This is a genomic window from Burkholderia sp. Ac-20392, from assembly GCF_017104585.1.
Taxonomy (GTDB): Bacteria; Pseudomonadota; Gammaproteobacteria; order Burkholderiales; family Burkholderiaceae; genus Burkholderia; species Burkholderia lata.
In genome coordinates, this window is sequence record NZ_JAAGPB010000118.1 from 1 (window position 1) to 20,315 (window position 20,315).

General features: G+C 67.6%; 20 protein-coding genes. 7 read left to right on the forward strand and 13 right to left on the reverse strand.

Going from position 1 to position 20,315, the window contains the following annotated elements:
• From G3N99_RS15480 to G3N99_RS15490, 3 genes are all read right to left on the reverse strand, one after another.
• Positions 1-771, reverse strand: a 771-nt coding sequence (locus G3N99_RS15480; protein ID WP_206122821.1) for a sensor histidine kinase N-terminal domain-containing protein, incomplete at its 3' end; no start/stop codon positions are given.
• Positions 772-952: 181 nt separating this feature from the next.
• Positions 953-1,633 (reverse strand): response regulator, encoded by a 681-nt coding sequence (locus G3N99_RS15485; protein WP_011355366.1) that lies wholly within the window; start codon positions 1,631-1,633, stop codon positions 953-955.
• A gap of 124 nt (positions 1,634-1,757) precedes the next feature.
• A complete protein-coding gene (locus G3N99_RS15490) occupies positions 1,758-2,996 on the reverse strand; it encodes a multidrug effflux MFS transporter (RefSeq protein ID WP_206122822.1) in 1,239 nt (412 codons plus the stop codon).
• Between the two features lie 102 nt (positions 2,997-3,098).
• Here G3N99_RS15490 and G3N99_RS15495 point away from each other — a divergent pair, with 102 nt between their 5' ends.
• From G3N99_RS15495 to G3N99_RS15515, 5 genes are all read left to right on the forward strand, one after another.
• Positions 3,099-4,586, forward strand: coding sequence for a PLP-dependent aminotransferase family protein (locus tag G3N99_RS15495; protein ID WP_206122823.1), 1,488 nt, complete (start codon positions 3,099-3,101; stop codon positions 4,584-4,586).
• Positions 4,587-4,804: 218 nt separating this feature from the next.
• A complete protein-coding gene (locus G3N99_RS15500) occupies positions 4,805-5,905 on the forward strand; it encodes an ABC transporter substrate-binding protein (RefSeq protein WP_174935534.1) in 1,101 nt (366 codons plus the stop codon).
• 100 nt (positions 5,906-6,005) lie between these two features.
• On the forward strand, positions 6,006-7,778 hold the full coding sequence (locus G3N99_RS15505) for an iron ABC transporter permease (RefSeq protein ID WP_206122824.1): 1,773 nt from the start codon (positions 6,006-6,008) through the stop codon (positions 7,776-7,778).
• Positions 7,771-8,838 (forward strand): ABC transporter ATP-binding protein, encoded by a 1,068-nt coding sequence (locus tag G3N99_RS15510; protein ID WP_174983056.1) that lies wholly within the window; start codon positions 7,771-7,773, stop codon positions 8,836-8,838. The genes G3N99_RS15505 and G3N99_RS15510 overlap by 8 nt, the downstream gene beginning before the upstream one ends.
• Positions 8,839-9,006: 168 nt before the next feature.
• A complete protein-coding gene (locus G3N99_RS15515; protein ID WP_174935539.1) occupies positions 9,007-10,098 on the forward strand; it encodes a porin in 1,092 nt (363 codons plus the stop codon).
• A gap of 155 nt (positions 10,099-10,253) precedes the next feature.
• Here G3N99_RS15515 and G3N99_RS15520 read toward each other — a convergent pair whose 3' ends face one another.
• Entirely contained in the window at positions 10,254-11,219 is a 966-nt protein-coding gene (locus tag G3N99_RS15520) for a zinc-binding alcohol dehydrogenase family protein (protein WP_206122825.1), read from the reverse strand.
• 46 nt (positions 11,220-11,265) lie between these two features.
• Positions 11,266-11,517: a hypothetical protein gene (locus tag G3N99_RS15525; protein WP_206122826.1), complete on the reverse strand. Its 252-nt coding sequence runs from the start codon at positions 11,515-11,517 to the stop codon at positions 11,266-11,268.
• A gap of 95 nt (positions 11,518-11,612) precedes the next feature.
• On the opposite strand from G3N99_RS15525, the gene G3N99_RS15530 reads away from it, so the two are divergent.
• Complete coding sequence (locus tag G3N99_RS15530) at positions 11,613-12,404, forward strand: helix-turn-helix transcriptional regulator (RefSeq protein WP_206122827.1); 792 nt, start codon at positions 11,613-11,615, stop codon at positions 12,402-12,404.
• Positions 12,405-12,488: 84 nt separating this feature from the next.
• Here the strand turns inward: G3N99_RS15530 and hpaI are convergent, their stop codons facing one another.
• From hpaI to G3N99_RS15565, 7 genes are all read right to left on the reverse strand, one after another.
• Complete coding sequence (gene hpaI / locus G3N99_RS15535; protein WP_174983048.1) at positions 12,489-13,295, reverse strand: 4-hydroxy-2-oxoheptanedioate aldolase; 807 nt, start codon at positions 13,293-13,295, stop codon at positions 12,489-12,491.
• 12 nt (positions 13,296-13,307) lie between these two features.
• The gene (hpaH, locus tag G3N99_RS15540) at positions 13,308-14,111 is read right to left on the reverse strand and encodes a 2-oxo-hept-4-ene-1,7-dioate hydratase (RefSeq protein WP_174932437.1); all 804 of its coding nucleotides are present in this window, start codon (positions 14,109-14,111) and stop codon (positions 13,308-13,310) included.
• A gap of 20 nt (positions 14,112-14,131) precedes the next feature.
• The gene (locus G3N99_RS15545; protein ID WP_206122828.1) at positions 14,132-14,524 is read right to left on the reverse strand and encodes a 5-carboxymethyl-2-hydroxymuconate Delta-isomerase; all 393 of its coding nucleotides are present in this window, start codon (positions 14,522-14,524) and stop codon (positions 14,132-14,134) included.
• Positions 14,525-14,557: 33 nt separating this feature from the next.
• The gene (gene hpaD, locus G3N99_RS15550; protein ID WP_206122829.1) at positions 14,558-15,406 is read right to left on the reverse strand and encodes a 3,4-dihydroxyphenylacetate 2,3-dioxygenase; all 849 of its coding nucleotides are present in this window, start codon (positions 15,404-15,406) and stop codon (positions 14,558-14,560) included.
• Positions 15,407-15,615: 209 nt separating this feature from the next.
• A complete protein-coding gene (hpaE, locus tag G3N99_RS15555; RefSeq protein ID WP_206122830.1) occupies positions 15,616-17,079 on the reverse strand; it encodes a 5-carboxymethyl-2-hydroxymuconate semialdehyde dehydrogenase in 1,464 nt (487 codons plus the stop codon).
• 22 nt (positions 17,080-17,101) lie between these two features.
• Entirely contained in the window at positions 17,102-17,866 is a 765-nt protein-coding gene (locus G3N99_RS15560) for a fumarylacetoacetate hydrolase family protein (protein ID WP_174935561.1), read from the reverse strand.
• A complete protein-coding gene (locus G3N99_RS15565; RefSeq protein WP_206122831.1) occupies positions 17,863-18,552 on the reverse strand; it encodes a fumarylacetoacetate hydrolase family protein in 690 nt (229 codons plus the stop codon). The genes G3N99_RS15560 and G3N99_RS15565 overlap by 4 nt, the downstream gene beginning before the upstream one ends.
• 152 nt (positions 18,553-18,704) lie before the next feature.
• Here G3N99_RS15565 and hpaR point away from each other — a divergent pair, with 152 nt between their 5' ends.
• Positions 18,705-19,145 (forward strand): homoprotocatechuate degradation operon regulator HpaR, encoded by a 441-nt coding sequence (hpaR, locus tag G3N99_RS15570; RefSeq protein WP_039356885.1) that lies wholly within the window; start codon positions 18,705-18,707, stop codon positions 19,143-19,145.
• Between the two features lie 55 nt (positions 19,146-19,200).
• On the opposite strand, the gene G3N99_RS15575 is transcribed toward hpaR, so the two are convergent.
• The coding region (locus tag G3N99_RS15575) for an SDR family oxidoreductase (protein WP_206122832.1) at positions 19,201-20,315 on the reverse strand (1,115 nt) is incomplete at its 5' end.

Consider the following 20,315-nt stretch of genomic DNA (forward strand, 5'->3'; position numbering starts at 1 on the left):
TGGCGTCGCTTTTTCGGCATCCGCGAAAAAGCGACGCCTTGCGACCTGCATCCGCTGCGTACGACCGATGTACTGGTTGATCGACTCGACGAGCGGCGCGAGTTCGCTCGGCACCGCGCCGGTATCGAGCGGCGTCGTGTCGTCCTCGCTGCGCGCGGCGACCGTCGCCGACAGCCGGTTCAGCGGCCGCAGCCCGCGCCCGACGCCGAGCCAAACGATGCCGAGCGCCAGCACGACGAGCAAGCCTTCCTGCAGCAGCGACCCCACCAGGATTTCTCGCGCGAGCGCCTGGCGCGCCTCGATCGTCTCGCCGACCATCACCCACACGATGCGCGACTGCGCGGTCGGCACGTCGTGCACCGGGATGCGCAGCGCGGCCATCCGCAACTGCTCGCCGCGATAGACGACGTCGTAGTAGCGCGTGACGAACAGCGCGCCGTCGCCCGCGTCGCGCCCTTGCGGCAGCGGCAGGTCCGGGTAGCCGGTGATCGTGTGGCCGTTGTCCTCGCGGATCAGGTAGTAGATCTTGCCGCCGTCGCTCGATTCGAGCATTTCCAGTGCGAGATACGGCAGGTCGACCTCGATCTCGCCGTCGTTGAGCCGTACGCCTTCGCGGATCGACTTCAGCGACGACGACAACGTGCGGTCGAACGCGACGTGCGCGGCGCTCATCGCGCGCTGGTACGTGAGCCACGAGTCGAGCGCGAGCAGGCCGAGCAGCGGCAGCAGCAGCCACAGCGCGACCTGGGTGCGCAGGTTCGGGCGCGTCACTCGGCCCCCTGCCGGGCCGCCCCGTGGGGCATCGCGGAGCATGCACGGCGCACCGCTCCGCGCCCGCGCGGTCGGCCGCGAATGGTATGCGTGTCGTGGGCGGGCAGCGAACGTGTCGATCCGGCGCAGCGCGTCACCGCGTCCACCGCTCCCGTGCAAGGATCATGAGCGCAGCAGCGGTTCATTCCGCCGTCTCCGCCTTCGCTTCCAGCAGATAACCGAGCCCGCGCAGCGTGACGATCGCGATGCCCGTGTTTTCGAGCTTCTTGCGCAGCCGGTACACGTAGATCTCGATCGCATCGGCGTTCACCGACTCGTCGAGCCCGAAGATCTTCTCCGACAGCGTTTCCTTGTTGATCGCGCGGCCGTTGCGCAGGATCAGCACCTCGAGCACCGAGCGCTCGCGCGGCGTGAGCGACAGCGGCTCGCCCGCGAGATGGAAGCTGCGGTCGATACTGTCGTACGAAAGCGGCCCGCATTCGACCCGCGAATGCTCGTGGCCGAGGCTGCGGCGGATCAGCGCGCGGGCGCGCGCCTCCAGTTCGGTCAGTTCGAACGGCTTCGCGAGATAGTCGTCGGCGCCGAGATCGAGCCCTTTCACGCGATCCTCGACCGACCCGTGCGCGGTCAGGATCAGCACCGGCACCGGATTGCGCCGCGCGCGCAGCCGCCGCAGCACTTCCAGCCCGTCGAGCTTCGGCAGCCCGAGATCGAGAATCACCAGCGCGTAATCCTGCGTGCGCAGCACGTGGTCGGCCGCTTCGCCGTCCGCCATGTGATCGACCGCGAAGCGCGCCGCGCTCAGCGCGTCGTTCAGCGACTGGGCGAGGTTCGGATTGTCTTCGACGAGCAGCACACGCATGGGGATTCCGGTAAGGTCAGCGACAGGCCGCTACATTACATGATCCTTTCCATCGCGACGCCTCGCGGAAACACGGGTTGCGCCGCCCGCGCGGGCGCAAGTCGGCTGCCGCGCCGGCCGTCCCTCAGCGCTCGGCAGCGGGACGATTCCGCGTCGCGAAGCGCGAACCGTCGCCTGCCTGCCGCCGCTCGCGCAGGCCGACCGCCACCGCCAGGAACGCGACGCTCGCACCGACCGTGACGACGATCATCGGCCGTGCAGTGCCGTCCGACAGCCACGCCAGCACGCCGCCGCACGCGGCAGTGATCGCCATCTGGATAAAGAAGAACAGCCCGGACGCCGTCCCGGCGATCGTCGTGTACGGCTGCATCACCGCGAACTGGCAGGCCGGGATCGCGATCCCGACGGCGACCATCACGAAGAACATCGGGACGACGAGCGCCGCCACCGCCGTCGGCGCGATCGCACCGCCGATCCACAACACGACGGCGCTGGCCAGGTTGACGCCTGCCGCCGCCGCGATGACCGAATCGGCCTTCCAGCGCGTGCCGGTCCGCGCGAACAGGTTCGAGCCGATCAGGTAGCCGAGCACGGTCAGCCCGAAAATCGCCGCATACACCGGGCCCGATACGCCCCGTTGCCGCTGGAACAGCGTCGACGATTCCGCGATGAACGGGTAGTACGTGCAGTACGCGAAACTGATGGCGAGCGAGTAGCGCAGGAAACTGCGCTCGCGCAGCAAGCCCGCGTATGTTCGCAGGAGCCCGTTGCCCGGCGCCGGCCGCGCGTCGCGCTCGCGGGTCTCCGGCAGGTAGCGCAGCACCATCGCCGTCGCAATGAGCCCGCCCACCGCGAGCCATCCGAACACGCCGCGCCATCCGAGCCACTCGGCCACCGCGCTGCCGGCCAGCGGCGCAATCACCGGCGACAACGCCATGCCGGCCGAGATCCGGCCCAGCATCGTGGCCTGCATCGCGGTCGGGAAGCGCTCGCGCACGATCACGCGGCCGATCACCGTTCCGCTGCAGCCGCCCAACGCCTGGAAGATGCGGGCGGCAACGATCGCCGTGACGCTGGCCGACCACGCGCAGGCGACGCTCGCGACCACGTAGAGACACAGGCCGCCGAGCAGGACGGGACGGCGGCCGTAACGGTCGGACAACGGCCCCGATACGAGCATCGACAGCGCATAGCCGACCATGTACAGGGTCAGCGTGAGCTGCAACTGGGCGTCGGTGCCGTGCAAAGCGTCCGCCATCGCCGGCAGTGAAGGCAGGTACGCATCGATCGTGACCCTCGGCAGGCACACGACGAGCATCAACAGGAACAACCAGCCCCACTGGGGTAATGAACGCGTTTTCATGCGGTGAGCCCGTCTCCGGTCGGATTGATGTGGTCGACAGCAATCTAAGGTCAAAGTGATATAAGCTGAAGGACCATTAAATCCACCACTTACTAGACCACTATGCCGCGAGGCAAAGCCGCGATTCCGCTTGATCTGCCGTGTCCTGCCGGACTGTCCACTGGCAGTCCGCAGTCGAAGCAGGAGTGCATTGCCGACGCGCTGCGCGACGCGATCCTGAAGCGCCTGCTTCCCGGCGATAGTCCGCTGCCGTCCAGCCGCACCCTCGCCGCGCGCTGGGGCGTCGCCCGGGGCACTGTCGAAGCGGCGTACGACCGGCTGTGCTCCGAGGGCTACATCGCCCGCACGCAAGGATCGGGGTCGCGGGTGTGCGCGGTGGTGCCGGACAGCTATCTGCGCGCGGCCGCGCAGTCGCGCGACACCGGCCTTCCTCCTTTCGACGCGCCCCCCGCGCCGACGCGCACGACCGACGCCGCCGTGCCGGAACAAGGCGTCCGTCCGGGCGTCCCGTTCGTCGCGCGGCTTGCCGATCCCGGCCTGCTGCCGATGCAGCAATGGAAGAAGGCGCTCGGGGCCAGCCTGCTTGCCGCGACGGCGAACGACCTCGGGGCCACGCCGGCGCAAGGCGTCGAGCGCCTGCGCGTTGAAATCGCCGCGTACCTGCGGGAATACCGGGGCATCCCGTGCGACGCCGGCGACATCTTCATCACGACCGGCATCCGGCATTCGATCGATCTCGTCGCGCGCACGCTGCTCGCGCCCGGCTCGACGGTGCTGATGGAAGATCCCGGCTATGCGTCGGCGTGGCAGATCTTCACGATCGCGGGCGCGTCCGTGATCGACGTGCCGGTCGATCGGGAAGGCATCGACACGGCGTCGCTGGACCGCTATCCCGATGCGCGCGCGGCCTACGTCACGCCTGCCCACCAGGCGCCGCTCGGCGTCACGATGTCGGTGTCGCGCCGGCTCGAGCTGCTCGACTGGGCGCAGCGCACCCGCGCGTGGATCATCGAGGACGACTACGACGGCGAATTCAGCTACCAGACCGCCCCGCTGCCCGCGCTGAAATCGCTCGACGCATGCGATCGCGTGGTCTACTGCGGCTCGTTCAACAAGACGCTGTTCTCGGGGCTGCGCATCGGCTTCATGGTCGTGCCGACGGAACTGAGGCCGGCGCTGTCGGCCGTGTGGCATGCGACCGCACGCTCGGTCGGCGTCGCGCCGCAGTTGGCGCTGGCCCGCTTCATCGCGCACGGCGATTTTGCGAAGCACCTGCGCGCCGCCCGTCACGCGTACCGCCAGCGGCGCGACATCGTGCTCGACCAACTGGCGAAGCACGCCGGCGGGCGGTACACGGTGTCCGGCGAACACGCGGGCTTTCATTTCGTGCTGTGGCTGCCGCCCGGAATGGACGACACGACGTATGTCGCACGAGCCCAGGCGGACGGCATCGAATTGCAGCCGATCCGTGGATTCTGTCGAAGCGCCCGGTGCGAAGCGGGCGTCGTCGTCGGGTACTCCGCGCTGACGGCCGCGCACGCGCGCCACGGCGGCCGGCTGCTCGCCAAGCTGCTCGCGCAACGCGCCTAGCTGCCCCAGCCATCCTTGCCGCGCCTCGCGGCAACCCGCTTCCCTCCCTTGCCCGACCGTGCCGCGCGCCGCGAAACGCGCGGCCGCCGCCGCTTCGACCTCGGGAAATCCATGACACAAACGACACGATTGCTTACCGAAATGAAAGCAGGCTGAAAGTGCGCCGCAATTAACATCCGCTCCACTCGAACAACACCTAGACGTAACTGGAGGAAGACATGCCGTTTGCACCGAAGCACCTCGCCGCCGCGCTGGCGGTCGTTCTGGGCACTGCCGCCGGCAGCGCCGCCGCGCAGGTTCCGGCCGGGTATCCGGGGAGTTACCAGGGCGTGATCGACGCCGCGAAGAAGGAAGGCAAGCTGATCGTCTACTCGACGACCGACACGGGCCTCGTGCGCCCGCTGATCAAGGACTTCGAAAGCCTGTACGGCGTGAAGGTCGAGTACAACGACATGAACAGCACCGAGCTGTACAACCGCTACATCAGCGAGAACGCGGCGAGCAGCACCAGCGCCGACGTGCTGTGGAGCTCGGCGATGGACCTGCAGGTCAAGCTCGTCAACGACGGCCTGATGGCGTCCTACGATTCGCCGGAAAGCCCGAACGTGCCGCAATGGGCGCAGTACCAGAAGCAGGCGTACGGCACGACCTTCGAGCCGCTCGCAATCGTCTACAACAAGCGCCTGATCCCCGAGAACGAAGTACCGACCACGCGCGCCGACCTGATCAAGCTGCTCACCACGCAGGCCGACAAGTTCAAAGGCAAGGTCACGACCTACGACATCGAGAAATCGGGCGTCGGCTTCAACTACCTGACGCAGGACGCGCACGTGAACGAGAAGGTCACGTGGGAGCTCGTGAAGGCGATCGGCGCGACCGGCCCGAAGCTGCAGTCGAGCACGGGCGCGATGATGGAGCGCATCTCGTCGGGCGAGAACCTGATCGGCTACAACATCATCGGTTCGTATGCGTACGCGAAGGCGAAGAAGGACAAGTCGATCGGCTACGTGTTTCCGAAGGACTACACGCAAGTCGTGAGCCGCCTCGCCACGGTGTCGAAGAAGGCGAAGAACCCGAACGCCGCGAAGCTGTGGGTCGACTACCTGCTGTCGAAGCGCGGCCAGACGCTGATCGCGAACCAGGCGAACCTGTACGCGATCCGCGCGGACGTGACCGGCGAAACGTCGGCCGCGAGCCTCACGAAGGAACTCGGCGATTCGCTGAAGCCGATCCAGATCGGCACCGGCCTGCTCGTCTATCTCGACCAGTCGAAGCGCCTTGCTTTCCTGAAGCAATGGCAGCAGGCGATCAAGCGCTGATCCGCTGACTGCCGGCCGCCCGCCGCACACGGCGCGGGCGGCCCCTTCCCCTTACCGACTTCCTTGAGGCGGCCATCCGGATGGCCGCAGGGGCGAACTCATGCTTTCAACCAGCACACGCGGAACGGCACCGGCCGTTCCGCCCACCACCGGCCCGCGCGATGCGATTCCCGCGCTGCCGGTCAACAGCCTGCAGCCGCTCGCCGGCATGCTGCGCTGGATCGTCGTCGCGGTGCTGACCATCGCGGTCGCGCTGCCGCTCGGCTTCATCCTGTTCCAGAGCCTGCTGTCCGCACCGTTCTTCGATGCGAACAAGACGCTCGGCATCGAAGGCTTCCGCTTCATCTTCAGCGATCCCGACTTCTGGTCGGCCGTGAAGAACTCGTTCATCATCGCCGGCGGGATGCTGTTCATCTCGATCCCGCTCGGCGGCATCCTCGCGTTCCTGATGGTGCGCACCGACCTGCCCGGCCGCCGCTGGCTCGAACCGCTGCTGCTCACGCCCGTGTTCGTGTCGCCTATGGTGCTCGCGTTCGGCTACGTGGTCGCGGCCGGCCCGGTCGGCTTCTACTCGGTGTGGTTCAAGGAACTGTTCGGGGTGCAGAACGTGCCCTGGAACGTGTACTCGATCTTCGCGATCACGGTGATCGTCGGCCTCACGCACGTGCCGCACGTGTACCTGTACTCGTCGGCTGCGCTGCGCAACCTCGGCTCGGATGTCGAGGAAGCCGCCCGCGTGGCGGGCGCCCGCCCGTTCCGCGTCGCGCTCGACGTCAGCCTGCCGATGACGATGCCCGCGCTGCTGTTCGCCGGCGTGCTGGTGTTCTTCCTCGGCTTCGAGGTGTTCGGGCTGCCGCTCGTGCTCGGCGATCCGGAAGGCCACCTCGTGCTCGCGACCTACCTGTACAAGCTGACCAACAAGCTCGGCGTGCCGTCGTATCACCTGATGGCCGCGGTCGCGGTGTGCATCGTCGCGATCACGTTCCCGCTCGTGCTGCTGCAGCGTCGCCTGCTGAAAACCGCGAACCGTTTCGTCACCGTGAAGGGCAAGGCCGGCCGCGCGACGGTGCTGCCGCTCGGCGTATGGCGCTGGGTCGCGCTCGCGATCGTCGCGCTGTGGCTGATGCTGACGGTGATCGTGCCGATCTCGGGCATCGTGCTGCGCGCATTCGTGACCAACTGGGGCGAAGGTGTCGCGCTTGCCGAGGTGCTGACGCTGTCGAACTTCATCGAGCTGTTCGAGCAGGACAACCTGGTGCGCGCGATCATCAACACGCTCGGCATCGGCGTGATCGGCGGCGCGCTCGCGATCGGCTTCTACTCGCTCGTCGCGTTCGCCGGCCACCGCCGCCCCGACTGGGCCACCAAGCTGCTCGACTACCTCGTGCTGCTGCCGCGCGCGGTGCCCGGCCTGCTCGCCGGTCTCGCGTTCCTGTGGATCTTCCTGTTCGTCCCGGGCCTGCGCGAGCTGAAGAACTCGATGTGGAGCATCTGGATCGCGTACACGGTCGTGTGGCTCGCGTACGGGATGCGGCTCATCCAGAGCGCGCTGCTGCAGGTCGGCCCCGAGCTCGAGGAAGCCGGCCGCAGCGTCGGCGCGACGCGCAGCCGCGTGTCGCTCGACGTGACGCTGCCGCTCGTGCGTTTCGGCCTGCTCGCCGCGTGGCTCCTGATCTTCATGATTTTCGAACGTGAATACTCGACGGCCGTCTACCTGCTGTCGCCCGGCACCGAAGTGATCGGCGCGCTGCTCGTGTCGCTGTGGGCGACCGGCGCTGTCGACCAGGTCGCCGCGCTTTCTGTCATCAACATCGCGATGGTCGGTGCCGGTCTCGGCGTGGCCCTGCGTTTCGGAGTGAAACTTCATGGATAAGCTCATCGTCGACGACCTGCATCTCAGCTACGGCGCCAATCCGATCCTCAAGGGCGTGTCGTTCGAACTGAAGGCCGGCGAAGTCGTGTGCCTGCTCGGCGCGTCGGGCAGCGGCAAGACCACGCTGCTGCGCGCGGTGGCCGGCCTCGAACAGCCATCCGACGGCCGTATCCAGCTCGACGACCGCGTGTTCTTCGACGGCGCGCAGCGCGTCGACCTGCCCGTCGAGCAGCGCTCGCTCGGCCTCGTGTTCCAGTCGTACGCGCTGTGGCCGCACCGCACCGTCGCCGACAACGTCGGCTACGGGCTGAAGCTGCGCCGCGTTGCACCGGCAGAACAGAAGCGCCGCGTGCAGACCGCGCTCGACCAGCTCGGCCTCGGCCATCTCGCGGAGCGCTTTCCGCATCAGTTGTCGGGCGGCCAGCAGCAACGCGTCGCGATTGCTCGCGCGCTCGTCTACAACCCGCCGGTGATCCTGCTCGACGAGCCGCTGTCGAACCTCGACGCCAAGCTGCGCGAGGAAGCACGTGCGTGGCTGCGCGAGCTGATCGTATCGCTCGGTCTGTCGGCCCTGTGCGTCACGCACGACCAGACCGAAGCGATGGCGATGTCCGATCGCATCCTGCTGCTGCGCAACGGCCGCATCGAACAGGAAGGCACGCCGGCCGAGCTGTACGGTGCACCGCGCTCGCTGTACACGGCCGAGTTCATGGGCAGCAACAACCGGATCGACGCGCGCGTTTCGGCCGTCGACGGCGAACGCGTGACGCTGGCCGGCGACGGCTGGGAACTGCAGGCGCTCGCCCGCGACACGTTCGCGCCGGGCCAGGACGCGCAGGCCGTGATCCGCCTCGAACGCGTACAGGTCGCCGACGGCCCCGGCGCGAACCGGCTGCAGGCCGACCTCGTCACGTCGATGTATCTCGGCGACCGCTGGGAGTACCTGTTCCATTGCGGCGAGATGCGCCTGCGCGCGTTCGGCCACGTGCCCCGCGCGGCAGGCAAGCACTGGATCGAATTCCCGACCAACGACTGCTGGGCGTTCGCGAAAGCGGGCTGACCCGTTCGGCGGGCGCTCCGCCCGCCACCTGCGCGCTTTCCGTCGTGTCATGACCGGCATGTCCGGCGGACGTCTTCTGGCGTCCGCCGCGGCGTGCTGCGCGCCGCATTCGCTTCACCCCGTTTCGCCCTGTTTCACCCACTCACAAGAACCAAGGAGACACCGTCAATGAAGTCACGCGCAGAACGCTCCCTTCGCGCCGCCGTCCTCACCGGCTCGGCCGCCGTCGCCGGGCTCACCGCCGGCGCCGCGCACGCGCAGTCGTCGGTCACGATGTACGGGATCATGGATGCCGGCATCGAGTTCGCCAACCACGCGGCGCCGGAAGGCGGCAATTCGTACAAGCTCAAGTCCGGCAACAAGAACACGTCGCGCTGGGGCCTGCGCGGCGTCGAGGATCTCGGCGGCGGGCTGAAGGCCGTGTTCCGCCTCGAAAGCGGGATCGATCTCGCCAACGGCGCATCCGACGACGGCCCCGACTCGATCTTCGGGCGCCGCGCGACCGTCGGCCTGAAGGGCAAGTGGGGCGAGATCTCGCTCGGCCGCAACTTCACCGTCACCTACGACTACATGCTGCCGTTCGACCCGATGGGTTATGCGCAGAACTACTCGTGGGCGACCTCGTCGATGGCGACCGGCGGCCGCAAGGATGGCATGTTCACGCGCTCGTCGAATGCGGTGCGCTACGACGGCGAATTCAGCGGCTTCAAGTTCGGCGCGATGTACGGCTTCGGCAACGTGCCCGGCAGCGTGAAGACCAGCTCGAAATACGATGCGGCGATCGGCTACGAAGGCGGCCCGTTCGCCGCGGTGCTCGCATTCGACCGGCAGAACGGCGCATCCGACAGCGTGACGCCGGCCGATCCGGTCAACTACATCCAGGGGATTCATGCGGGCCTGAGCTACGACTTCGGCAACCTGAAGACGATGGCCGGCTATCGCAACTACAAGCGCACGTATCACACGAGCGCCGCGAACCAGTTGAGCGACATGTATTGGGTCGGCGGGTCGTATCAGTTCACGCCGACGTTCTCGTTGATCGGCGCCGTGTATCACCAGAACATCAAGGGCGGCACGGATGCCGATCCGACGCTCGTGTCGATGCGCGCGCAATACGCGCTGTCGAAGCGCACGGTGCTGTACGCAGCCGGTGCGTTCGCGATCGGGCAGCATGGGCAGAAGGTCGGCGTATCGCGTGACGTCAACGGCTACGGCACCACGCAGGTCGGGGTGACGGCGGGGATTCAGCAGCGGTTCTGAGTCTGACGGCGGGTGGCGGGGCGCGCGTTGCGCGCCGCGTCGCCGGCTGGCTACCCTACCCTTGGTGGTTGCACGAAGCGGCTCGCCGAACCCATCGGTATCCTGACGAGATCACGCGCGCACACGGCGCCCGCCGTGCGTGCGCCGCCTCTTCATCATCCGACCTCGCCCATCGTGAACACCGGTCGCACCACGCTGCTCGTGTCGTCCCAATGCGCGCCGACGTCCGCCAGCGGCACGGCCCGCGTCTCGATTGTCAGGCCAGCCGGCCCGGCCGCGTCGAATACGCCGCGCACCGAGGTCAGCAGACGCGGCAGCGACACACTGCCGAGGCCGCTGCCCATCAGCTCGATCGCGGTCGCCCGCAACACCGCGCCCGGCAACAGCACGTCCGCGCCGCCGATCGAGCCGATCTGCACGAAGCGCAGACGGCGGCCATCGGGCGTCGCCTTCGCCGCAGCAACCAGTAACGCCTGCGCGCTGCTCCCCCACAGATAGTCGAGCACGACGTCCACGCCCGCGCGGAAATGCGGCTCGAGCGCACGCGCCAGATGCGCGTCGTCCTGCTGCAGCGATACGACGGCATCCGCACCCGCACCGAGCAATGCTTGCAGCGCGGCCGCGTTGCGGCCGGTCGCGATCACCTTCGCGGCGCCGAGGTGCTTCGCGATCCGCACCGCCAGCCGCCCCGACGTACCCGTCGCGCCGTTGACGAGCACCGTCTCGCCCGCGACGAGTTGCGCACGCTCGGTCAACGCGGCCCACGACGACATCCCGGGAATCGCGATCGCCGCGGCCGTCACGTCGTCAAGCGTGTCGGGCAGCGGCACGCATCGCGTATCGGGTGCGATCGTGCGCTCGGCCATCGCGCCGAACGGTGCGGGCGAGCCGAAGAAATAGATGCGTTGCCCGTCGTCGAGACGGCCCACGCCGTCGACACCGACGACGAACGGATAACGCCCGTCCGACGAGTAATGCGTGCCGGACGCACGCGCCTGCGCGATCCGGCTCAACGCGGACGCCGTCACGTCGATCAGGCGGTGGCCCGGCATCGCACGCGGCGCGTCGAATTCCGTATGGACGGGACGCTCGCCGGCGCCCGTCACGACTGCTGCTTTCATGGTTGCTCCTTGAATCGGGGATTTCGGTCGACGATTGCGGCGCGTCTCAATGCGCATCGAGCCACGCGCGCAGCGCGGGATCGCGTACGTCCAGCACGTCGAACAGGCCAAGTGCGCGCAACGCGGGCAATGCATCGATCGTGTCGGCCTCCGCGCGCGCCCGGTCGGCGGGCGCGGCGGTCAGGTCGGTCAGCACTCGCGCGTTGACCAGGAACGCGCCGACGGTACCCTTGCGGATCGTCGTTCCGTCGGCCTCGATCCGGTCCGCATGGTCGGGAAGCATCTGTTCGGCTCGCATCGTGTCGTACTCCGGTTGTCATCGATGGACGCAGTGTAGGCGTGCGAATCCGGCCGATCTCCGGTATAACGGCCATTCGATACCGATATCCGGCCATGTCAGATCCCCTTCTTCCCGCTCGATTCGTCACGTCCGACGACGGCCCGTTCGTCGTCGCGGCCGTCCTGTCGCAACGCGACCCGCGCGTGACGCCACCGCACGCGCATGCGCGCGGCCAGCTCGTCGGCGCGCTGAGCGGGCTGCTGACGATCGGGCTCGACGACCAGGACTGGGTCGTGCCGGCGATCCACGCGATCTGGATTCCGCCGCATTGCCGGCATTCGCTGCGCTCGTTCGGCCCGATTTCCGGCTGGTCGGCGTTCGTTGCCGAAGCACGCTGTGCGGCGCTGCCGGATACGCCGCGCGCGATCCGCACGACGCCGCTGCTGCGCGAGGCCGTGCAGCGCGCGGCGAGTTGGGATGGTTCGGAGCTGGATGCCGCGCGGACGCGGATCGCCGACGTGATCCTCGATGAAATCGCGTCGTCGGAAATCGAGGCGCTGGGGTTGGTGCGGCCGCAGGATCCTCGGCTGATAAAGATCACCGATGCGCTTGCCGCGGATCTCGCGGACAACCGTCGGTTGGAGGAATGGGCCGAATGGGCCGGTGTCAGTGCACGGACGATGAGCCGCCGCTTCGTCGCGGAGACAGGGCTGACGTTCGCGCAGTGGCGTCAGCAGGCCAGGCTGCTGCGGGCGCTGGAGAGAATTGCCGACGGCGTGCCGGTAACGACGATCGCGCTCGATCTCGGGTATGACAACGTGAGCGCGTTCATCGACATGTTCCGGCGGGCGCTGGGGACGACGCCGGGGAGGTATATGGAAACGGGACGACGTGGAGAGGAATGAGCGCGGTAATTCGTAGACGTGAAACCGCAGTGCGCAAGGCAGGCGTCCGGTAGACGGAAAACGCCGCCTTCCGCCACCATGGGCTCAATACGTCCCATCCCCCTTCTTCACGGACTCTTCCCCCTTCCCCTTGAACTGCGCAGCCAACCGCTCCGCACTCCTCGCCAGCAGTGTCGTATCGACACCAACCGCGACGAACAACGCCCCCGCCTCCAGATAGCGCCGCGCGGCCGCCTCATCGGCGCTCAGAATGCCCGGCGCCTTGCCGGCCGCCTTGATCGTCCGGATCGCACCGTCGATTGCCGCCTGCACATCCGGATGCCCCGGATTGCCGAGATGCCCGAGATCGGCCGCGAGATCCGCCGGCCCGATGAACACGCCGTCGACGCCTTCGACCCGCGCAATCGCATCGATCGCATCGAGCCCCGCCCGCGTCTCGACTTGCACGAGCACGGCCATCTCGTCATTCGCGCGATGCAGATAATCACCGACGCGATTCCACCGCGACGCACGCGCCAGCGCGCTGCCGACGCCACGAATCCCATGCGGCGGATAACGCGTCGCCGCCACCGCCGCGCGCGCTTCGTCCGCACTCTGCACCATCGGCACCAGCAACGTCTGCGCGCCAAGATCGAGCACCTGCTTGACGATCACCGGATCGTTCCATGGCACGCGCACGACCGGATGCGACGGATACGGTGCGATCGCCTGCAGTTGCGCGAGGATCGTCGGCACCGTGTTCGGCGCATGCTCGCCGTCGATCAGCAGCCAGTCGAAACCGGCACCCGCCACCACTTCGGCGCTGTACGGATTCGCGAGCCCGAGCCACAGCCCGACCTGCGCGTCACCGCGTGCAAGCGCGGCCTTGAAGACATTCGAAGGAATCTGCATCGTTCGCTTACCTCACTCGAAGTAGCACTGGATCGTCCCGAGCGGGCCGTAGTCGACGCTGAACGTGTCGCCCGGCCGCGCCGCGCACGGCCGCGTGAACGAACCGCCGAGCACGATCTGCCCCGGTTCCAGCGCGACGTCGAAGCGCGACAGCCGGTTCGCGAGCCACGCGACGCCGTTCGCCGGATGGTTCAGCACGCCGGCCGCGACGCCCGTTTCCTCGACCACGCCGTTGCGCGACATGATCGCCGCGACCCAGCGCAAGTCGACGTCCTGCGGCTTCACGGGCCGCCCGCCGATCACGACGCCCGCGTTCGCCGCGTTGTCGGCGATCGTGTCGAACACCTTGCGCGGCCGCTTCGTGTCGGGGTCGATCGACTGGCTGCGCGCATCGATGATCTCGAGCGCCGGCACGACGTAATCGACCGCGTCGTACACGTCGAAGATCGTGCAGTCCGGGCCGGTCAGCCGCTTGCCGAGCACGAATGCGAGTTCGACCTCGACGCGCGGCACGATGAAGCGGCCGGTGGGAATCGTGCCGCCGTCGGCGAAGAACATGTCGTCGAGCAACGCGCCGTAATCGGGCTCGTCGATCTGCGACGTGTTCTGCATCGCCTTCGACGTGAGGCCGATCTTGTGGCCCTTCAGCGTGCGGCCTTCCGCGAGCTTGAGGGCGACCCACGTGCGCTGGATCGCATACGCGTCGTCGATCGTGATGTCGGGATGGTCGAGCGAGATCTGGCGGATCTGCTTGCGCTCGCGCTCGGCGTCGTGCAGACGCTGCGCGAGCTGGTCGATGATGGCGGGTTCGAGCATGGTCGGATCGGGAATGGAGTTCAGCTAGCCCGCTTGTAGCGGGCGTGGATATTGTTGTGTTTGTACGAGCCGCTTTCGCTGAACTCGGTCAGCTCCATCGACAGCGCAAGGTAGCGTTTCGCATACAGTTCCGCGAAATGCGCCTTGATCGCGTCGAACAGCGCGTCGCACGCGGCCTTTTTCTGCTCGTCGGTGCGGCCCGAGCCGATCTTGAGCGTCACGTGGACGAACGCGTCGTCCTCTGTGCCGTCAGCCACGCAATAGTCCTGCAGTTCGATCGCGCGTGAGCGAATGCCGCCCGTCGGGAACACGCCGCCCTGCGCGATCAGCGTGGCGTTGATCGTGCGCAGCAGTGTGGGAATGCGCGCGTCGTCGCGAATGTTCGCGGTGTATTCGACGACGATATGGGGCATGGCTAGTCTCCTGTCGAATGCGTGGCGTAGTGTTCAGGACAACGGAAAGATCGCATTGATCTGCCCGGTCCCCGAACTCGCGAAATAGTCGGTGACGATCTCGACAGGCTTGTCGTAGCGATCCCAGCCGAGCAAGCCGAGCAGCATCGCCGTGTCGTGCATCCCGCCTTCGCCGTGGCAATGCGTGTTGTACTCGGGCAGCATCGCGCAGAAGGTCTTGAAATCGCCCTGCTTCCACAGCTCGACCACGCGGAGGTCGACCTGCCGGAAGAATTCTCGGCTGATTTCGTGAATCGATTCCTCGGGGCTGCCGTTGTCGTTGAAGCGATGCGACAGCGATCCGCTCGCGAGAAACGCGACGTTCGAGTCGCTTTTCTCGATCGCTTCGAGCAGCGCCTCGCCGAAACGCCGGCTTTCGTCGAGCTGATGCCACATGCACCAGCCGGCGATCGACACGACCTTGAAGTGCTGGTCGGCGTTCATGTAGCGCATCGGCACGAGCGTGCCGTATTCGAGTTCGAGGCTGTCGATCTCGTGCGCGCGCGTCGCGATCCCGCGCTCGGTAGCCGTTTCGGCGATCAGCTGGCCGAGCGCCGGGTTGCCCGGATACGCGTACTGCATGTCGCGGATGAAGTGCGGCAGCTCGTTGCTCGTGTACGTGCCCGAGAACTTCGCATTGCAGTTCACGTGATAGCCGGCGTTGACGAGCCAGTGCACGTCCGACACGACGATCGTGTCGACGCCGAGCGCGCGGCAGCGCTCGCCGATCAGTTGATGGCCGCGGATCGCCGCCTCGCGGCAGCCGTGATGCCTGCCGGGCAATTCCGACAGGTACATCGACGGCACGTGCGTGATTTTTGCGGCGAGGGACAATTTGCCCATCGTTCAAGTCTCCTGTCGACCGGAGTTGGCGCTTTAGCGCTTACTTCGGTCCCATGCTTCGCGGTCGGCCGGAGTTAGCGCTCTAGCGGTTACTCCGGCCCCATGCTTCGCGGTCGGCTGGAGTCAACGCTCCAGCGCTTACTCCAGCCCCATGCTTGGCCGGCGTGCCGGCCAAGGAATCATTCTTGCAGCGAAACGACCCGCGCCCGTCACACGCCCCAGCGCGGAATGTGGTGCGAACCCATCGAGATGCACACGTTCTTGATCTCCGCGAACACCTCGAAACTGTACTCACCGCCCTCTCGCCCGGTGCCCGATTCCTTCACGCCGCCGAACGGCTGGCGCAGGTCGCGCACGTTCTGGCTGTTCACGAACACCATCCCGGCCTCGATGCCGCGCGCGAGGCGATGCACCTTGCCGACATCCTGCGTCCAGATGTACGAAGCAAGGCCGTACGCGGTGTCGTTCGCGAGCCGCAGCCCTTCGTCTTCGTCCTCGAACGGGATGATGCACGCGACCGGCCCGAAGATCTCTTCCTGCGCGACGCGCATCCGGTTGTCGACATCGGCCAACACGGTCGGCCGCGCGAAGTTGCCGTTGCGCAGATGGTCGGGCAGCCCCGCCGGCTTGTCCGCGCCGCCCGCGACCACGCGCGCGCCTTCCTGCTCGCCGATGCGGATATAGCCGGTCACCTTCTCCCAGTGCTGGCGCGTGATCATCGCGCCGAGATTCGTGGCCGGATCGGACGGATCGCCGACCACCAGGTTGTTCGCGCGGCGCGCGAATTCCTGCACGAAGCGATCGTAGATCGTGCGCTGCACGAAGATCCGCGAGCCGGCCGTGCAGCGTTCGCCGTTGATCGAGAAGATCGTGAACAGCGATGCATCGAGCGCGCGGTCGAAATCGGCGTCGTCGAAGATCAGCACCGGCGACTTGCCGCCCAGCTCCATCGAGTACTTCTTGAGACCGGCACGCTCCATGATCCGCTTGCCGGTGACGGTGCCGCCGGTGAACGACACCGCACGCACGTCCGGATGGCGCACCAGCGCATCGCCGGCCGTCGCGCCATAGCCCTGCACGACGTTCAGCACGCCCGGCGGGATACCGGCTTCGAGCGCGAGGCGGCCGAGCTGGTCGGCCGTCAGCGGCGACAGCTCCGACATCTTCAGCACGGCCGTGTTGCCGAGCGCGAGACACGGCGCCGTCTTCCACGTCGCGGTCATGAACGGCACGTTCCACGGCGACACCAGCGCGCACACGCCGACCGGCTGGTACAGCGTGTAGTTCAGCATCTGGTCGTCGACCGGATAGGTGCGGCCGTTCATCTGCACGCACACTTCCGCGAAAAAGTTGAAGTTCTCGGACGCGCGCGGAATCAGCTGCTTGCTCGTCTGCGCGATCGGCAGGCCGGTATCCTGCGTTTCCAGCGCCGCGAGCATCGGCACGTTCTTCTCGATCAGCTCGCCGAGCTTGCGCATCAGCTTCGCGCGCTCCTTGGCGGGCGTGTTCGCCCATTTCGGGAACGCTTCCTTCGCGGCGCGCACGGCCGCGTCGACTTCGGCCTCACCGCCCGATGCGACGTCGGTAATGACATCGCCCGTCGCGGGATTCAGCGTCGTGAACGTCTCGCGGCTCTCGACTTCGCGGCCGTCGATCCAGTGCTTGATGGTCATGCTCTCTCCTTGGGCGACGGGCTCAGCCGGCGCGATAGTAGTCTGCTTCGCCGACGATCGTGTTCACGAGCCGGCCAATCCCTTCGATCTCGGTCACGACCTCGTCGCCCGGCTTCGTGTCCGCCAGCCCCTCGGGCGTCCCGGTCAGGATCAGGTCACCCGGTGAGAGCGTCATGAAGCCGCTGATGTGCTCGATCAACGCGGGCACGTCGAAGATCATGTCGCGCGTGCTGCCGCGCTGCGTCTCCTGGCCGTTCACCGTCGTGCGCAGCATCAGGTCGCCCGCGTCGCCGATCTCGTCGCGGCTGACGAACCACGGCCCGAGCGGCGTGCAGGTGTCGCGGTTCTTCACGCGCAGGTTCGGGCGGTAGTAGTTCTCGAGATAGTCGCGGATCGCGTAGTCGTTCGCGACCGTATAGCCGGCCACGTAGTCGAGCGCCTGGGCGCGGCTCACGTTGCGCGCGGGCCGGCCGATCACGACGGCCAGCTCGCACTCGTAATGCATGTGGGTGGCGTCGGCCGGGCGCACGGTGCGCGACCGGTGGCCGATGAACGTGTTCGGCCCCTTGAGAAAGATCAGCGGCTCGCTCGGCGCCTTGAACGCGAGCTCCTTCGCGTGGTCGGCGTAGTTGAGGCCGAGCGCGAACGTCGTGCGCGGCGCGACGGGCGGCAGCCACTCGACCACCTCCTCGGCCACGACTCTCCCCGTATCGAGGCGGATCGCACCGTCGCCGGCCGGTTCGGCCGCATGCAGTGCGCCGTTGTAGATCACGCGCGCCGTCTTCATCGGGCTTCCTCCGCAATCAGCGTGTGCCGCAACGTGCCGATCCCGGCGGCGGCGATCTCGATCGTGCTGCCCGCGCGGGCGCGCGGTGCGCCGCCGGCAACGCCGAGCAGCAGGACATCGCCCGCGTCGAACGACATGAAGGCCGTCACGTCGGCAATCAGCTCACGCACGGAGCGAATCAGCGTGGCCGTCGAGGCGGACACGGCCACCTCGCCGTCGATCCGCACGGTCAGGCCGATCGCATCGACATCGCCCAGCGCGGCGACCGGCACGATGGCCGGGCCCAGCGGGCAGAAACCGTCGCGGCACTTGAAACGCACGGCCGGACGGTAGTAATCGGGATGCGGCACCGACACGTCGCTCGCGAGCGTGAAGCCGTGAAGGGTGTCGAGTGCCTGCGCGGCCGGCACGCGCGTCGCGCGGCGGGCGAACACGACGGCCACCGACGCGCCGATCTCCAGCGCGTCGACGCCGGCCGGCACGACGACGGCCGCGCCGTCGGTCGCATGCGTGTTGGCGGGCTTGATGTACAGGATCGGCGCCTGCGGCGGGCGGCCGTAAGGCGGTGCGTTCACGGTATCGCCGAGCGCGTCGAGCGCCGCACGCTCGTTGAGCAGCGCACCGTAGACGGTACCGATGGCAACCGGCAACGGCGGCGCCGCGGCGGTCGTGCAAGACAGCTCCATGCGTCATTCCCCTGCCGCGCGTCGCGGCGCATCGTCAATAGTTAATATCTTAAGTAAACAATCGGGCGCTGGCAACCTCGATTACCCTGATATGCGAAATTCACTCCTCACGGCTGTTAAGATTGATGCGTCCCCGTCCTCTGCTCTCCCCGATGAACCGTACGCTCGACCACCGCAACCTGGCCATGCTGCTGCTCGAGGCCCGCGAAACGCTGATGGGTCTGTTTCGCCCCATTCTCAAGGAATTCGCGTTGACCGAACAGCAATGGCGGATCATCCGCGTGCTCGACGGCGAACCGGCGCAAGCGCTCGAAGCGGGACAGATCGCACGACGCTGCTGCATCCTGAGCCCGAGCCTCACGGGCGTGCTGGAACGGATGGAGCGCGACGGCCTGATCACGCGCACGCGCGCGCAGGAAGATCAGCGCCGGCTGCTGGTGAGCCTGACGCCGCAAAGCAGGAAACTGGTCACGGAAATCGGTCCGCGAATCGACGAGCAGTATCGGCAGCTCGAATCGCGGTTCGGCCAGGACGGCCTCGAAGACATCTATCGCGCGCTCGACCGGCTCATCGAGCTCGGCGGCAACACGTGAAAACGGCGCCCGCTCCCGCCAGCCGCGGGAACGGGCGCCGGTGCCGCGCGGGCGATCAGTGCACCGCGCCGCGCATCAGCTCGGTCACGGCCACGCCGCGCGACGTGCGCATGCACTCCTCGACGTAATCGATGAACGGCAACGGTTCGAAATCGATTTCGTCGCGCACGCGGCGGTTGTCGAACACGCGATCGACCGTCGCGAATTCCCCGCAGCGCTGCAGTGCCCGGCCGATCACGCGCTCGAGTGCCGGATCGGTCCGCCCGAGCACATCGCGCACCACGAGCGGCAACTCGGCTGGCGCACACGCCGCATAGCGCGGCGCGCCCGTCATCCCCGCCGCCTCGTCCATCGCACGCACGATCTGAGCAACCTGCGGCGCCTCGTCGCCGGCCGACACGTGATACAGGTCGTGCGCGAGCGTCGGCTTGACGGCCAGCAGCATCGTCGCGCGCGCCACGTCGTCCACCGACACGATGTCGATGCGCGTCATCGGCCGCGCGGTGAAACGGCGCGCGGCATGCGCGAGCCGGAACATCCAGAACGAATTCGGCGCGGGCCGCGTACCGAGCACCGTGTGGCCGACCACATGCGACGGCCGCACCACGACGAGCGGCAGCCCGAGCGCGCGCAGACGCTGCTCGGTCTCCGCCTTCGCATGCAGGTAGTCCGCCGCCAGCACCGCACCCGGCAGGCCTTCTTCATCGCGTGCAACGTCATTCACTGCGTCGCCCGCGGCCTCTTCCTGCACGATCCCGCCGCGGCCCGCATGCGCATAGGCCGTGCCCACATACACGAAGCGCTGCAGGCGCGGCGCCCGCGCGAAGCGTTCGGCGAAGCGCACCGCATCGGCGATGTCGGCCCGCAGGTGCACGCCGTCGGCCGGCGACGCATGGCCCGCGCAATGAATCACGTGCGTTGCGGCGGCGAGGCGCGACGCGTCGGCGCCCTGCCACACCTCGCCGAGCGCACCGACGATCACGTACGCATCGGTCAGGCGCGACGCCCAGTACGGCGCCAGCCCCGCGCGCAGCGCCGCTTCGCGCAGCCGCGCGACGGCGTGGCCGCGGTTCTGCGCACGGACGACGCAGACGATGCGGTCGAGCAGCCCCGCATTGACGAGCGCCGTCAGTACGGTACTGCCGATGAAGCCGGTTGCGCCGGTCAGCA